Origin of the sequence: Streptosporangium oxazolinicum (assembly GCF_039537505.1) — a bacterium.
Classification (GTDB): Bacteria; Actinomycetota; Actinomycetes; order Streptosporangiales; family Streptosporangiaceae; genus Streptosporangium; species Streptosporangium oxazolinicum.
Genome location: NZ_BAABAQ010000014.1, coordinates 291,335 through 305,032 on the forward strand (window position 1 = coordinate 291,335; position 13,698 = coordinate 305,032).

A 13,698-nucleotide genomic window follows, 5' to 3' on the forward strand; every position below is an offset into this window, starting at 1 on the left:
CGCTGGGTGGGCGGGAGGTGTCCGATCAACCGAGGTCCGCGTCGTGTACCAGGATCGCCGCCTGCACCCTGTTGGCCACGCCCAGCTTGGCGAGCAGCCGGCTGACGTGCGCCTTCACCGTGGCCTCCGCCAGCTTGAGCTCGCGCCCGATCTCCGCGTTCGACAGGCCGCGGGCCAGTGCTCTGATCACATCCTCCTCCCTGGCGGTCAGCGATGAGAGCAGGGTGCGGGCGGACTCGGCGCGAGAGGGTGCCTTGTCGGCGAACGAGGTGATCAGCCGCTTGATGACGGTGGGGGACAGCATGGCCTGGCCCGTCGCGACCGTGCGCACGGCGGCGGCCAGCTCCCGGGGTGGGGTGTCCTTGAGCAGGAATCCGACCGCGCCCAGCCGCAGTGCCTCGTGGACGTACTCGTCCAAGTCGAAGGTGGTCAGCATGATCAGCTTGGGGGACTCGGGCGCGGTCAGGATACGTGCCCCGGCGGCGAGGCCGTCGGTGCCGGGCATGCGCACGTCCATCAGCACGACCTGTGGCCTGAGCCTGGTGGCGGCGGCGACCGCCTCGTCGCCGTCGCGGGCCTCTCCGACGACCACCATGTCGCCCGCCGCCTCCAGGATCATCCGCAGCCCGGACCTGACCAGCGCCTCGTCATCGACGATCAGTACGCGGATCATGCGGCCGGGATCCTGGCCAGGACCTGGAAGCCGTCCTCGTCCCGCGGACCGGCTTCCAGCCTGCCGCCGACCAGCTCGACGCGTTCGCGCAGGCCGACCAGTCCCCAGCCGGAGGCGGGCAGGTCGCCGGATGTGCCGACTGAGGGTTTGTTGCGTACGATGACCTCCAACTCGGCGGGCCGGTAGTGGACGAATACATCGGTTCTGGCATCGGCGGCGTGCTTGTGCACGTTGGTCAGCGCCTCTTGGACCACGCGGTAGGCGGTGCGTTCCACCATGGGACTGAGCGGGCGCGTGTCCCCCTCGTTGTGACGGTCGACCACGATGCCCAGTGCGCGGGTCTGGTCGAGGAGCCGGTCGAGGTCGGCCAGCGTGGGTTGTGGGCCGCGTACGGAATCTTGCGATCGCAGCACGCCGAGCACCTCGCGCAAGTTGCTCAGCGCCTCCCTGCCGACACCGCCGATCAGCGCCGCGGCTTCGGCCGTGCGCTCGTCGGGGGCGCCGACCTCCAGGGCGCCGGCGTGCAGGACCATCAGCGACACCCGGTGCGCGACCACGTCGTGCATCTCCCGTGCGATGCGTGCTCGTTCCTGATCGCGTGCCTGCTCCGCGCGCAGCACCTGCTCGCGCTGCGACTGTTCCGCCCGCTCGCGCATGGTGGCGAGCACCTGCCGCCTGGCGCGGACCCACAACCCCGCCGCCAGGGGCAGCCCGAGCATCGCGCCGCTCATCAGGATCGCGTTGGCCGGAGTGCCCGCCACCAGTGCCCGGTACCCCTCGCTTCGGTGAGAGACGAGAGCGCTGAGCGCGAAGACCGCGACCGCGCCCCCGGCGTAGAACCACAGGTCGCGGCGGCGCAGGTGGGTGCCCGCGTAGTAGGAGGCCGCGACGGCGGCGGGCCACATCACCAGCCACGCGTAGGCGATGGCACCCACCGCCGCGAGCGGCCACAGCGAGCGTCTGGCGCGGGCCGCGGCCACCGCCGACGCGGCGGCGAGGGCCACGAGCACTGGATCGGGCAGCGTCGACTCGACACCCACCGAACCGGACGCCGAGGCCATGGAGAGAAGGAACACGGCCGCGCCGAGCGCCCACGGGGTGATCCGCTCGACGATCCCGGTGTCGCCGTACGTCATGGATCAGAGGCTATAGGGCGACCCGGACGGCGCCCCCCTACGAAAGTCGCGGGTGCCGGGTGACTTTCGCCGGGGACGGTACGGCCGTGCCATGCCGCATGGTCGGGGACATGAGGAAGACAGCCATCGCGAGCGTGCTCGCGTTCTCCGCGCTCACCGGCATCGGTACGGCGGACGCCGCGGCATCCGCCCCCGCCCCCGTCCTGCCCGCGCCGACGGGCGACCACGCCGTCGGACGGTCGGTCATGCACCTGATCGACTCCAGCCGTCCCGACCCGTGGGTGGCCGACAGGAAGGTGCGTGAGCTGATGGTCTCGGTCTGGTATCCGGCGCGGAAGACCGTGGGCCGACCGGCCCAGTACGTCACGCCCCGGGAATCTGAGTTGATCATCAAGAGTGTGCCGCAGCTGAAGGACGTGCCGCCGGACACGCTCGCCAGGACGAGGACGTACGCCCGCGTCGACGCGCCCCCGCTGAGCCGGAAGGGGGGATGGCCCCTGGTGGTTCTCTCACCCGGCATGACGCTGCCTCGCGCGACGATGACCTCGCTGGCCGAGGAGTTCGCGAGCAGGGGATACCTGGTGGCGGGCATCGAGCACACCTACGAGTCCGTGGCCACCACGTTCCCCGATGGCAGGACCGTCACGTTCGAGGCGGGCAAGGGTGGCCAGACCCCAGAGCTGGGGGAGAAGGTCGCCCGGGTCAGGGCCGCCGACACGACGTTCGTACTGGGCCGGCTTGAGAGGAGCAAACACTGGAACCGGCTGATCGACGAGACGAGGATCGCGATGGTGGGGCATTCGGTCGGCGGTCAGAGTGCCGCGCACCTCCTGCCCGCGAGTCAGCGGGTCAAGGCCGCGGTCAATCTGGACGGTTCCTACAACCCGCCGACGCCTGCGAAGCCCGTCGAAAAGCCGTTCATGATGATCGGCAACCCCAGGCAGGAGCCGAACAGCGGTGGAAAGAAGGGTTCCTGGGACCTGTTCTGGCCGCACGTGACCGGTGACTGGAAGCGCTGGCTGACCGTGACGGGCGCCGACCACATGAGTTTCGTCGACTACGCGGTGCTGCAGGCACAACTTGGGCTGCCGGGGTCTCCGATCGGCGGCGAGCGCTCCGTAAGGATCACCCGCGCGTACGTCACCGCTTTTCTCGACCTGCATCTGAAGGGCAGGAGTCAGCCGTTGCTGGACGGGCCGTCCACCGGCTATCCCGAGGTGAGATTCTGGTAGACGGCAGACTGCGGCCGCCATGACATCCCCGACCGGGTGTCACTCCAATCGTTCCCTAACCGAACGCTTCCCGGGAAACGATCGCTTCGTACGAGGAGTGATCGTCCAAGGTCCCTGATTCGTCCAGGTCACGCATACTCGTGAACACCATTCGCACGTGGACGCCGACGCCGGGAAACAATCATTGCTTTTCTGGGAAGCGATCTTCTGCGCTGCGACAGCGCCTCAATGTCGCCACGGACGTCGTCCTCGGGATCGACAAATTGACAGTGGATGGCGATCGCACCGCGGACGGGGCCACCCTCGCCTCCACCCTCACCCCGCGACTGACCACCTGGCTGTCCGCCGGGCGCGACGGCGAGGCGAAGGTGGAGGTGGAGCTCGCCGGCAAGCCCACCAAGTCAGTCAAGGCGGGCAAGGTGAGCACGGACAGGCGGCTGATCTGGTCGGGTGAGGTCACCGCCAAGCCCGGCGAGACCTGGGGGTCCTTGCAGGTCCCCGAGCGGCCTTCTGCGTTGCCGGGTGATCAACCGAGTGACCAGATCCACTACTGGGAGTCGCGTTCTGAGATCGCCATCACGACGGCGGTCAGGACGCAGGCCAGCCCGACAGCGGAATTAGCGATCAAGAAGGGGATGGCGTCGTCGGCGCCGGTGACGACCGCTCCGCATCCGCCGAGAACGAGGATCGCCCACCCGAGGGTCAGCGGAAGCATGTGGGGACGACTCTGGGGTTTCACCGAATCACCTTTTCGTGGGGCGGACCAAGCTGGATGGTGATCGCATGCCGTGATCGGTCCGGGAAGATCCGATTCATGGCCCCGGCTCCTTCCGGGAGGTCGGACGGAGCCGCTTGCGGTAGACGGTCTCGGTGACCGAGGTGTTGCGTGACCGACCAGGCGAGAGGTGTTCTCCAACGGGATAACCGGAGTCGGACAGCAGCGAGACGAAGCTGTGCCGCGTCTCGCGGGGTGTCGTATCCCGGCGTGGTTCACCCGGTTCTGCTACCGGATCCATGTATACCGCGCCAGCCGCTCCAAGGGCGCAAAAGCCTGTCCGAGCGCGACTGCATCGGACCGCTCGACGCCGTTCATCGGCGACTCGGTGCCCCGATCGCGCTGGTCTGGGACCAGCTGAACGCCCACGCCTCTACGGCGATGAAGAAACTGATCGCCGCCCGCGACTGGCTCACGGTGTTCCTGTTCCCGGCCTGCACACCCGAGCCGAACCCGCTGGAGGGCGCCCGGTCACAGTGCGAGCGGAGTACGGCCGACCTGGTCGCCAGCATCCTGGACCGGCTCGGGCTTTTGATCCGTACCCGGTTCGAACGCCCGCGGTATCGGCTGGACGTCCTTGACGAGATTCCTCGCCGAGACCGGCCTGGCCTTCGACCCGTTGACGCCGTGACCTTGAAAGCCGCGCTCAGTGATCCCGTGGACTCCGGATCCCGAGGACCGGCAGGCAGTCGGCGACGCCGACGAGTTCGATGTCGTCACGCTTTCCCTTGAGCCAGCGCTCGCGGGTCAGTCTCCAGCGTTTCTCCTCAGCTGCCTCGCCCCGCCGAGTCGACCGGCTCACGCCGTTCGGCATGTATCCCAGCGCCTCCGAGACGCGATTGGAAGCGTGGTTGTCGACGTACGCCACGCTGTCGGCCTCTCGGGCGCCGAGTCCTTCGAAGGCCAGATGCAGCACCGCCTGGCGCATCTCCTTGCCCAAGCCCTGGCCGCGTGCCTCGGTGCCGAGCCAGGAGAACGTGGTGACGGTGCCGAACGTGGCGAAGTCGATGCCGACCAGGTCCTGCATGCCCACCGGCTCACCGTCGACGACCACCACGAAGTACAGCCGCCAGAAGCTGTCGCCGACCTTCGCGCGGCCGGCCCAGATCCCGCGAAGCCAGGCCCACTCCCGATCCGGATTGTCCTTGTACAACGACATCGGGTCGTCAAACGGCCACGGCGGCACCGTGGCTACCCCCTTGCGGACCGTCGGCAGCAACCGCTCCAGCAGGTCGTCCGTGGCTCCGAGCAGTGACAGCTGAGGCGTATCCACCCGCACGTTCAGCGGAGGATACGGGGATGCGGTCTTGGCGATGGTCGGCACGGGCGCAACCGTAGAGGCAGTCGGCGGGGCCCGCACCCGAATGTTTCCGTGGTGAACCTACAGGGCCGTTGCGACGAACCACCGTGGGCGCTGGCCCGGCGCGAGCACTTCACAGCGCCGGAGTCAGCAACGACCCGTCTTCCCCCGCGAGGGCAACAAGCCGATCGCCGTGGTCGTACTCATCGATGCCGGTAAGGCCGCCGTCGTCGTGAACTTCGAGGACGTGTTCTTCGCGATTCGGAAGGCGCCGCCGCTGATGGCCGAGGGCGGCTCCGTCGTCGTCAACGCTTCCCGGACCTTCATCAACGGCCAGGACTTGGTGATCGACGGCGGCCCGGTGAACGCGACACCCGGCTGATCGTCACCCGTCTTGAGGTCGTCGAGTACGCCGATCACGAGCCCGTGTTCCGCGCGCCGGAGGTACGCCGTGTCGACCGTGTCGTCCATACGTCGCTGATCCCCGCGCGAGGCCTCGGCCGGAGAAGAGGCCGGGCCGTCCGATCCGGGAAACGATCACCAGAGTTGCGGGAAGCGATCTTCAAGGACCTGTGTTCTCCAAGCTCGACCGCATTCGTGAGCTCCCCATCAGGGGCCGTTCTTGAAACGGCTGGACTGAGGTTGACGGGATCTCGCCGCTTCAGGGGTTTCCTAATTTGGTTCGTCCTGGTTTGGGGACCGCGGAGCGGGTGTTTGGGAAGGCCCGGGTGGTGTCAGGCCGCAGCCGAAGGCGAGTGCCATCAACGCCAGGGCGTCGGTGCGGGTCTGGCCGGGCAGGCGGAAGGACGTGGCGCGGTCCTGGCCGGGTGGCCTTCTCCTGTGCGTGTGAGCAGGGCAGGAAACACTGGCGGAGATGCCGGACACCTAGTGAAGTGTTCCGCCACCCCTTCGACAAGGAGACACCTGTGGAAGATCCACACGTGCCCTCCGGCACGCGAGATCGCTTCGAGGCGCTCTACCGCGCCAGCTACCCAGCACTACAGCGCTATGCGCTCCGCCGTACCGATTCGGTCGACGACGTCGCCGATGTGATCGCGGAGACCTTTCTCGCCGCGTGGCGACGGCTGGATGACGTCCCGGAGGGGGATGCCGCCCTGCTGTGGCTGTACGGCGTCGCCCGCCGCGTCCTGGCCAATCATCGGCGCGGGGAGTCGCGCCGCAGCGCGCTGGCCGCGCGGCTCCGCGGCGAACTGGCCGTCTGCCAGGAGACCACGCTCGCCGATCCGCGAACCGAGGAGATTCGCGCCGCCTTCGCCTCCCTGGCCCCGGCCGACCGGGAGGTGCTCGCCCTGGCCTCCTGGGAAGGGCTGACCGGTCCCCAAATCGCCACGGTTCTGGGCTGTAGCAGCACTGCCGTCCGAATACGGCTGCACAAGGCTCGTAAACGACTGGCCCGAATACTCGGCACGACGGATGAGACACCTGTGATGACCCCGCTGAGAGGAGAAACCCGATGAACAAGATCGATCGCATGCTGGCCGGCATTGACCCGGCCGCCGGGCACGATGAGCTCGTCCTGAGCCAGGGTATGGAGGGACTTCTGGAAGAGATCGTCGCGACGCCGCCCGCACGACGCCGCGCGTCCTGGCTGCCCGGCAGGCGTGCCGCCGAGCCGAGGCACATCCACCCGTCCCCGGCGATGACGGCGGCGGCGCCGAGGCACGGCCCCTCCCCGCTGCGTCGTCGCCTGCTGGCGGGGGCCGCGGTCGCGGGCATCGCCGCGGCCGCGCTGGTGGCGGTGCCGCTGGTCTCCGGGTCACAGAGCGCGGCGTACGCCGTGGTGAAGAAGTCCGACGGCACCGTTCAGGTGACGGTCCGAGAGTTCCGGGACCCGGACGGGCTGGAGGCCAAGCTCAAGGCCGAGGGAATCGTGGCCGACGTGACGTTCACCGAAGCGGACCAGCAGTGCGCCCCCGGCCGCTTCGTCGGCGCGGACCTGGCCTACGATCCGCCGAGCACCAAGGAAATGACCCAGCAGGAGCGCAAGGAGTTCGACAGGCCGGAGAACTGGCGCTCCCGGGACGCCGCCAGTCCGATCAGCAAGGGCACCTTCGTGATCTCCCCGCGTTACATCCGGCAGGGGGAGACGCTGGTGCTGGAGTTTCGGCCGGGTAACCACCCGGGCATGGCCTGGGAGCTCGGCACCTATCTGGCCAAGGCCGGCAGCCCGGTCGCACCTTGCACACTCGTGGACGCGGAATCCGATGAGGCGATGGTGAAGGAGATGGCCGGAAACTGATCATATGCCGGTTGGGTGTGCGGTCACCCGCCGCACCCCAACCGGCGCTGTGCCCGCCAACCCGGTCCTCCGGGGAGGGGCGCGACTCGCTCTCCTGGGTAGGGCGGAAACCGGGTGACCGTGCGGGAAACGATCTTCTCCCCCTCTCTTGCGCCGCAGGTCAGCCCTGCTCGTGAACACCCCACCGGGTCAGAGGCCGTTTCCGAGAGATCGGGAACGGCCTTTTATGCTGCTGGGTGACCAACTGAGTGGCTACGCCGGACGGGAGTCAACGATGCGGACCCGACGAGGTGCCCGGATCGTGCTGCTGGACCAGCATGATCGGATTCTGATGATCCGGCACAGGTACGACGGCGTCATCGTCGTTCCCGGGTCTCCGGTCCGGGAGGTGTTCTGGGTGCCCCCGGGTGGGGGGGTGAAGGAAGGTGAGGACTTCCTTCAAGCCGCTCGCAGAGAACTACTGGAGGAGACCGGGCTGACGGAGGTCGAGTGGGGACCATGCCTGTGGACCCTCGACGCGGACGTCCGGTGGGGAGGCGAATCCGTGCATGTGCACGAGCGCTACTTCCTCGCACGGGCGTACGGTACGGAGACCATCACCCGTGACCACCTGGAGCCGGACGAACAGCAGGGAATCGTTGATCATCGATGGTGGTCCCTGGCTGAGCTTGTCGCGGCCGAGACCACGGAGACCCTGCGGCTTGTGGGACTTCCGGGGCTGTTGGCCGATGTGCTGGCCGTAGGGGGACGACCGGCGTCGGATGAACCGCGTGCCCTGCGCGTGTAGGACTTTCACCACATGGTGAAGGCCGCTTCCGGTTCGTGGAAGCGGCCTTACCGATGCTGTCTCCGGGCTCGTGCCCCATGAGCCGTTGCTGAATCCAGAGCTCTAACGGCTCAGTCCGGCTCCGGGGCCAGGCAAATCCCGGCCTCGTGCACCTGGTCCGACGGTGGAGGGGCAATGAGCACATCGCTGCCCCAGCCGGTGAAGTCGACCTCGACCACGGCGGTCTTGAGCTGCTCGTCCCCGGTCGTGGGATAGGACAAGGTGAGGTGCACCCGACGGGGAAGCCGATCCGGTCCGACCCACAACCGCCAGGCTACCTGCGGTACGTCGCGCCGTTCGCGCAACTGGGCGACGATCACGGGGTCGTCATGCAAAGTCTCGTCGCCGAACTCTCCCAGCGAGCCGCTCCCAGCGTGCATGACGGTGGCGACTCCGTCGATGGCCTCCCCCGAAGAGGGAGCCGGGATCGCCAGTTTTCGCAGCACCTCGGGTAAGACCAGGTCGCGTACGCCGAGGGAACCGATGGCGCGCGACAGCTGCTCGCACTCGGAGCCGTTGCCGTGAAGCCAGGACTTGCCCGCGGGAACGTCCTGCCGGTCAGCCCGGTATTTGTAGGTGCCGGAGCCCGCGGTCGATATCACCCTGGTCGTCATGAAGGACAGGTCGGTGGGGATAACACTTTTCAGCTCATCGGGGACATTGGTCCGGTGGTAGATCGCGGTCAGGTCGGAGGCGGTCGCGCCGAGGACTCCGGTGGTACGGCTCTCGCTGTACTCGCCGATGTCGACCGGCACGACGGACTCGTCGTCCGCGGGAGGAGTGAACACGTTGTCGCCGTAGTCCAGGCGGATGAGCCTGGTGACCTTCACACCGGCCGCGCCTTTCATCAGCTGGGCCACCGCCTCGGCGGGCGTTCGCGCCGTGACCGCATCGCCACCTGCGCAGCCGGCCGTTAGGGCAAGTATCAGGACTGTCGTTACGATCCTCGATAAAGCCACCCTGTGATCATAGAGGTCGCCTGGCGAGACCGCCGGGAGGCCTCTTTCTGCGTACTTTCGCGGCGAAGGTTGAGGGCTGTCTGGGGAGGCCGTCGGCGACTTCGATTTGGACTTCTGCGACGAGAGCGGGAGCCGCTCCGCCTGCCCACTACTGTGGCTTCGCATGACCGACACCGAGATCACCGCAGACCTGGTCCGCGACCTGCTGCAGGAGCAGCATCCGGACCTTGCGGGGTTGGCCATCCGCGAGGTGGTGGGCGGTTGGGGCAACCAGATGTGGCGCCTCGGGGACGAGTTGGCCGTGCGCGTGCAGCGCATGGACCCTACCCCGGAGTTACAGCTCAAGGAGCGGCGGTGGCTCCCCGTGCTGGCCCCGCGCCTGCCGCTCCCGGTGCCGACCCCGGTGCGGTTCGGCGAACCGTCCGAGCGCTTCCCCAAGCACTGGACCGTGATGACGTGGGTTCCCGGTGAGCCGCTGGACCACGGCTCGATCAGCCGCGGCGCCCACGCGGCCGGCACGCTGGCGGGCTTCCTCAGGGCGCTCCATGTGGAGGCGCCCGCCGACGCCCCGGCCAGTTCGCACTTCGGCGCTCACCCCAAGAGGTGTACGGGCGGCTTCGAGCGGTTCTTGCAGGCCATTGACCGCGATGCCGTCGGCGATGTCCGCGCCGTCCGGGCCGTCTGGGCCGATGCCGTCGCGGCCCCCGAGTGGGAGGGCCCGCCGGTGTGGGTGCACGGCGACCTCCATCCCGCGAACGTCGTCGTCTCGGACGGAACGCTCTCGGGCATCATCGACTTCGGTGACATGTTCGCCGGAGATCCCGCGTGGGACCTCGCCGCCGCATGGGTCATCCTTCCCGAGGGCGCCGCCTCACGATTCTTCGACGTGTACGCGCACGCGGACGAGGCGGCGATCCGGCGCGCCCGCGGGCTGGCCGCTATGAAGAGCCTCTTCCTGATGCTCATGGGACAGAACGGAGAGCGGGGCCTTCCCGGCGGCAAGCCGAACTGGGGACCCGCGGGCCGGGCGGCGCTCGATCGTGTCCTGAGATGCGATTTGACGCAGACACGGTGAACGCTCGACGAAGGTTGAGTGGCGCGGTGCGGCTTGGCCGTCTGGGGAGACGGCAGGGAAGCCGTTAAGCCCCTTCGACCTGGACTTCTTCGATGGCGGGCGACGTCGGTGTGTCGCGCTGGGCGCCGGTACGTGGGTTCCGCTGGAATCTAGGGCGATCGCGGTTTCCCCGGCTGGTACTACGCGGTGACGACCGGCGGCCATGTGGGCTACGAGTCGTGGCTGGAGCGAGACCGGCTGGTCCTGCTGGACTTCGCCCCGGACGTGGTGGGGATCGCCTCCCAGCCGTTCTGGCTGCACTGGCGCGACGACGGGGAGAGACGACGGCACGTGCCGGTCCGCGCCTCCCTTTCAGGGTTCTGACGTGCCGCAGCCCAGGAGAAGCGGTTGCCGATGCCCCAGGGACGTGGAGCCGGCGATCCGCACCGGCCAGGTACCGCGCGGCAAAGGCTGACGTCCAGGCCACCGCCCGAGTTTGATTTCGGTAGTTTGACTAGCTCTGAACCCCCGATATCCCAACAGAAGGGACTGGGCGACGTGGTCGACGACCCCGGTTTGAAGGCGCTGGGCGAGGCCGCCCGCCTATCCCCGGACAACCTGCCCCTGCGTCGGCACCTGGCCGAGCAGCTCCTGAGCAAGGGGTATCTAGCCGATGCGGAGGCCGAGTTCCGTGCCGCGCTCGTGCTCGCGCCCAAGGACCCGGACATCATGGCCGGGCTGGCCGAGGCGTTCGTCCGGCAGAGCTCGTACGGGGAGGCGCTGTCCGTGCTGGAGCCGCTGTTCGCCGCAGGCGGATACCCGCCGCGCGTGGGGGTGCTGGCGGCCCGTGCCCTGCTGGGCGAGGGGAGCGTGCACAAGGCGGCCTACCGCTACCACGAGGCGGTCTCGCGTGACCCGTCCGTCGCGGACGCCGACCTGGCGGCCCGCCTGGTGATCCCGCTGCCCGCCGCCACCGCGCCGCCCGTGTCGCCCGCGCCGCCCCAGCCCGCAGGGACCGCGTACCTGGGCCCCTCCTCGGTCACCCACGAGCGGTCCACCGCGGAGGTCGAGCGGTCGGCCCTCGGTTTCGCCGACGTCGCAGGGATGGACGAGGTCAAGGAGGCGCTGCGGGTCAAATTACTGCTGCCCGTCCAGCAGCCCGAGTTGTTCGCCGCCTTCGGCAAGCGCGCCGGTGGCGGCGTCCTGCTGTACGGGCCGCCGGGAGTCGGGAAGACGCACCTGGCCAGGGCCGCCGCCGGCGAGCTCGGCGCGGCGTTCGTGAGTGTCGGGCTGGCCGACATCCTCGACATGTACATCGGCTCCAGCGAGCGGAACCTGCGCGCCACGTTCGACCTGGCCCGCCGCCACCGGCCCTGCGTGCTGTTCTTCGACGAGGTGGACGCGCTGGCCGCACGCCGCTCCGACATGCGGCAGGCGCACAACCGGCAGCTCGTCAACCAGTTCCTGTCGGAGCTGGACGGTGTCGACCAGAGCGCGAACGAGGGTGTCCTGGTGCTCGCCGCCACGAACGCGCCCTGGTACATCGACGTGGCGTTCCGCCGTCCGGGCCGGTTCGACCAGCTCGTCTTCGTACCGCCGCCGGACGCGCAGGCGCGCGCGGCGATCCTGCGCATCCTGTGCCGGGACAAGCCGCTGGAGGAGGTCGACTTCGGCGCGGTGGCCAAGGTCACCGACCAGTTCGTCGGCGCCGACCTCAAGGGCCTGGTGGACCGGGCGGTCGAGGTCAAGCTGCAGGAGTCGATCCGCGCGGGCCGGCCGATCCCGCTGTCCACCCGCGACCTGCTGGCCGCGGCCAAGGCGGTCAGGCCCACGGCGGTACGCGAGTGGATGGCCACCGCGCGCAACTACGTGATGCACGCCAACGAGTCGGGCGCCTGGGACGAGCTCATGCCCTGGATCCAGCGCAAATGGTGAAGACAGGCGACCCGTTGGCGCGGGCACGGCTGCTCCTGCGGATGGGCCGCCCCGCGGACGCCGAGCGCGAGCTGCGCGGCGTCCTCACCGAGCAGCCCCAGCACGTCGGCGCGCACGCGCTGCTGGGCTGGGCGCTGGCCCAGCAGGGCCGTACGGGCGAGGCACTGGAGGAGTCGCGCGAAGCGGTGAGGCTCGCGCCCGACGACTGGATGCCGCACTACCTGTCCGGCCAGGTGCACCACCGGGCGGGACTGATCGAGGAGGCCGCCCGCGCGACCGCCGCCGCCATCGCCCTCCAGCCCGAGTACGCCCCCTCCTGGGAGCTGCTGGCGCGCGTGCACATGACGCGGCGCGACTGGGTCCAGATGGCCGAGTGCGCCGACCGCGGCCTCAGTCTGGAGCCGCAGGACGCCGACCTGGCCGCCCTGCGGGCGATCGCGCTGACCATGCTCGGCCGGCACGAGCAGGCCAGGGCCGCCGCCACCCAGGCCGTGAGCAACGACCCGGAGAGCGTGCGGGCGCACTGGGCCCACGGCCGCGCCGCGCTGGCCGCCGGTGACCCGAGGACCGCCGCCGAGTCCTTCCGCGAGGTGCTTCGCCTGGACCCGGGCTTCGAAGCGGCCAGGGACTGTCTGGTGTTCGCGCTGAAGGAGCGCAATCCGGTCCACCGGACGCTGTCGCGGCTGCGGCGGCGGTTCGTGGGCGGCTGGAGGCTGGTGTTCCTGCTGCCCGCGCTGCCGCCGGTCATCCTGGTGTTCGTGATCATCGCGCTGCTGCACTGGGCGGCGTGGATCGCCGAGTCCTGGACCACGCTCCGTCTGGCCAGGGCCAAGGCCACCCGGCTGCTGTTCGAGGGCGCCGCGGCCCGGGTGTCCATGCTCTGCCTGGGCCTGCTGGGGGCGGGCGCGGCCCTCCTCGGCCTGGGGGTCGGGCTCGGCCAGGAGACGCTCGGGGTGGCCGGGGCGGCGACGATGGCGCTGATCACCCCCGTCCAGGAGGCCGCCCACACCGGTTCCCCGGCCGGGCGGCGCGTCCTGTACGGCTGGGCGATCCTCCTCGCGGTGGTGGCCCTGGGGGCGATGGTCACCTCCGCTTTTTCTCCGGCCCTCCTCGCGACCTACGCCGCGCTGGCCACGATCTGGATCGCGGCGGGCGTACGGAAGATCTTCCACCCCCGCCGGGAGGTGTAGGACGCGGGCCGCTCGTGCACCCGCCGTGCCTCCCGCTCGGCCGAATACCGATGGTGTTCGTGGTCAGCTGTCCGTTCCAGTTCCGGGACCGCCGATCGCATCGCCTCAAGACCATTGAACACATGTCCGGGGCCCCTCACGATCAGCTGGAGGGCGACGGTCAGGTTACGGCCGATCAGCCCCGCCTGCCCTGAGGAACCGCTGGCTGGTCAGATGAGGGGTGTGGGCCGGCGGGCGCGGTGGCGGCGTACCGCGTCACGGTTGGCGCACGGCTGGGAGCAGTAACGCTGCCGTGCGGTGCGTGAGGTGTCCGCGAAGATCATCTCGCAACCGGCGGCGGCACACCGTCCGAGCCGGT

General features: G+C 69.3%; 16 protein-coding genes. 9 read left to right on the forward strand and 7 right to left on the reverse strand.

Annotated features, from left to right (window positions below; all coding sequences use genetic code 11):
• Window positions 1-25 precede the first annotated feature (25 nt).
• Together ABD817_RS32420 and ABD817_RS32425 are read right to left on the reverse strand one after the other, a co-directional pair.
• The gene (locus tag ABD817_RS32420) at window positions 26-673 is read right to left on the reverse strand and encodes a response regulator (protein ID WP_344922087.1); all 648 of its coding nucleotides are present in this window, start codon (window positions 671-673) and stop codon (window positions 26-28) included.
• Window positions 670-1,809, reverse strand: coding sequence for a sensor histidine kinase (locus ABD817_RS32425; RefSeq protein WP_344922088.1), 1,140 nt, complete (start codon window positions 1,807-1,809; stop codon window positions 670-672). The genes ABD817_RS32420 and ABD817_RS32425 overlap by 4 nt, the downstream gene beginning before the upstream one ends.
• Before the next feature lie 110 nt (window positions 1,810-1,919).
• On the opposite strand from ABD817_RS32425, the gene ABD817_RS32430 reads away from it, so the two are divergent.
• Window positions 1,920-3,041, forward strand: coding sequence for an alpha/beta hydrolase family protein (locus ABD817_RS32430; RefSeq protein WP_344922089.1), 1,122 nt, complete (start codon window positions 1,920-1,922; stop codon window positions 3,039-3,041).
• Between the two features lie 269 nt (window positions 3,042-3,310).
• Window positions 3,311-3,820: a hypothetical protein gene (locus ABD817_RS32435; RefSeq protein WP_344922090.1), complete on the forward strand. Its 510-nt coding sequence runs from the start codon at window positions 3,311-3,313 to the stop codon at window positions 3,818-3,820.
• A 310-nt stretch (window positions 3,821-4,130) separates the two neighbouring features.
• Here the strand turns inward: ABD817_RS32435 and ABD817_RS32440 are convergent, their stop codons facing one another.
• The 3 genes from ABD817_RS32440 to ABD817_RS32450 all read right to left on the reverse strand — a co-directional run bounded on the left by ABD817_RS32440 (window position 4,131) and on the right by ABD817_RS32450 (window position 5,587).
• The gene (locus ABD817_RS32440; RefSeq protein WP_344922091.1) at window positions 4,131-4,328 is read right to left on the reverse strand and encodes a hypothetical protein; all 198 of its coding nucleotides are present in this window, start codon (window positions 4,326-4,328) and stop codon (window positions 4,131-4,133) included.
• 134 nt (window positions 4,329-4,462) lie between these two features.
• Window positions 4,463-5,140 (reverse strand): GNAT family N-acetyltransferase, encoded by a 678-nt coding sequence (locus ABD817_RS32445; RefSeq protein WP_344922092.1) that lies wholly within the window; start codon window positions 5,138-5,140, stop codon window positions 4,463-4,465.
• A gap of 123 nt (window positions 5,141-5,263) precedes the next feature.
• Window positions 5,264-5,587: a hypothetical protein gene (locus tag ABD817_RS32450; RefSeq protein ID WP_344922093.1), complete on the reverse strand. Its 324-nt coding sequence runs from the start codon at window positions 5,585-5,587 to the stop codon at window positions 5,264-5,266.
• Window positions 5,588-6,042: 455 nt separating this feature from the next.
• Here ABD817_RS32450 and ABD817_RS32455 point away from each other — a divergent pair, with 455 nt between their 5' ends.
• From ABD817_RS32455 to ABD817_RS32465, 3 genes are all read left to right on the forward strand, one after another.
• Window positions 6,043-6,594, forward strand: coding sequence for an RNA polymerase sigma factor (locus ABD817_RS32455; protein ID WP_344922094.1), 552 nt, complete (start codon window positions 6,043-6,045; stop codon window positions 6,592-6,594).
• Complete coding sequence (locus tag ABD817_RS32460) at window positions 6,591-7,376, forward strand: hypothetical protein (protein ID WP_344922095.1); 786 nt, start codon at window positions 6,591-6,593, stop codon at window positions 7,374-7,376. Before ABD817_RS32455 ends, ABD817_RS32460 begins: the two co-directional genes overlap by 4 nt.
• 274 nt (window positions 7,377-7,650) lie before the next feature.
• On the forward strand, window positions 7,651-8,163 hold the full coding sequence (locus tag ABD817_RS32465; RefSeq protein WP_344922096.1) for an NUDIX hydrolase: 513 nt from the start codon (window positions 7,651-7,653) through the stop codon (window positions 8,161-8,163).
• Between the two features lie 110 nt (window positions 8,164-8,273).
• On the opposite strand, the gene ABD817_RS32470 is transcribed toward ABD817_RS32465, so the two are convergent.
• Window positions 8,274-9,032, reverse strand: a complete 759-nt coding sequence (locus ABD817_RS32470; protein ID WP_344922097.1) for a hypothetical protein — start codon at window positions 9,030-9,032, stop codon at window positions 8,274-8,276.
• A 292-nt stretch (window positions 9,033-9,324) separates the two neighbouring features.
• Between ABD817_RS32470 and ABD817_RS32475 the strand changes: the two genes are divergently transcribed.
• The 4 genes from ABD817_RS32475 to ABD817_RS32490 all read left to right on the forward strand — a co-directional run bounded on the left by ABD817_RS32475 (window position 9,325) and on the right by ABD817_RS32490 (window position 13,340).
• Window positions 9,325-10,236 carry an aminoglycoside phosphotransferase family protein gene (locus ABD817_RS32475; protein WP_344922098.1) on the forward strand — a complete coding sequence of 304 codons (912 nt, stop codon included), beginning with the start codon at window positions 9,325-9,327 and terminating at the stop codon, window positions 10,234-10,236.
• Window positions 10,237-10,422: 186 nt separating this feature from the next.
• Window positions 10,423-10,599 carry a hypothetical protein gene (locus ABD817_RS32480; RefSeq protein WP_344922099.1) on the forward strand — a complete coding sequence of 59 codons (177 nt, stop codon included), beginning with the start codon at window positions 10,423-10,425 and terminating at the stop codon, window positions 10,597-10,599.
• A gap of 174 nt (window positions 10,600-10,773) precedes the next feature.
• Entirely contained in the window at window positions 10,774-12,150 is a 1,377-nt protein-coding gene (locus tag ABD817_RS32485; RefSeq protein WP_344922100.1) for an AAA family ATPase, read from the forward strand.
• Window positions 12,144-13,340, forward strand: a complete 1,197-nt coding sequence (locus ABD817_RS32490; protein WP_344922101.1) for a tetratricopeptide repeat protein — start codon at window positions 12,144-12,146, stop codon at window positions 13,338-13,340. Before ABD817_RS32485 ends, ABD817_RS32490 begins: the two co-directional genes overlap by 7 nt.
• Window positions 13,341-13,549: 209 nt before the next feature.
• Here the strand turns inward: ABD817_RS32490 and ABD817_RS32495 are convergent.
• Window positions 13,550-13,698, reverse strand: a 149-nt coding sequence (locus ABD817_RS32495) for a CGNR zinc finger domain-containing protein (RefSeq protein ID WP_344922110.1), incomplete at its 5' end; no start/stop codon positions are given.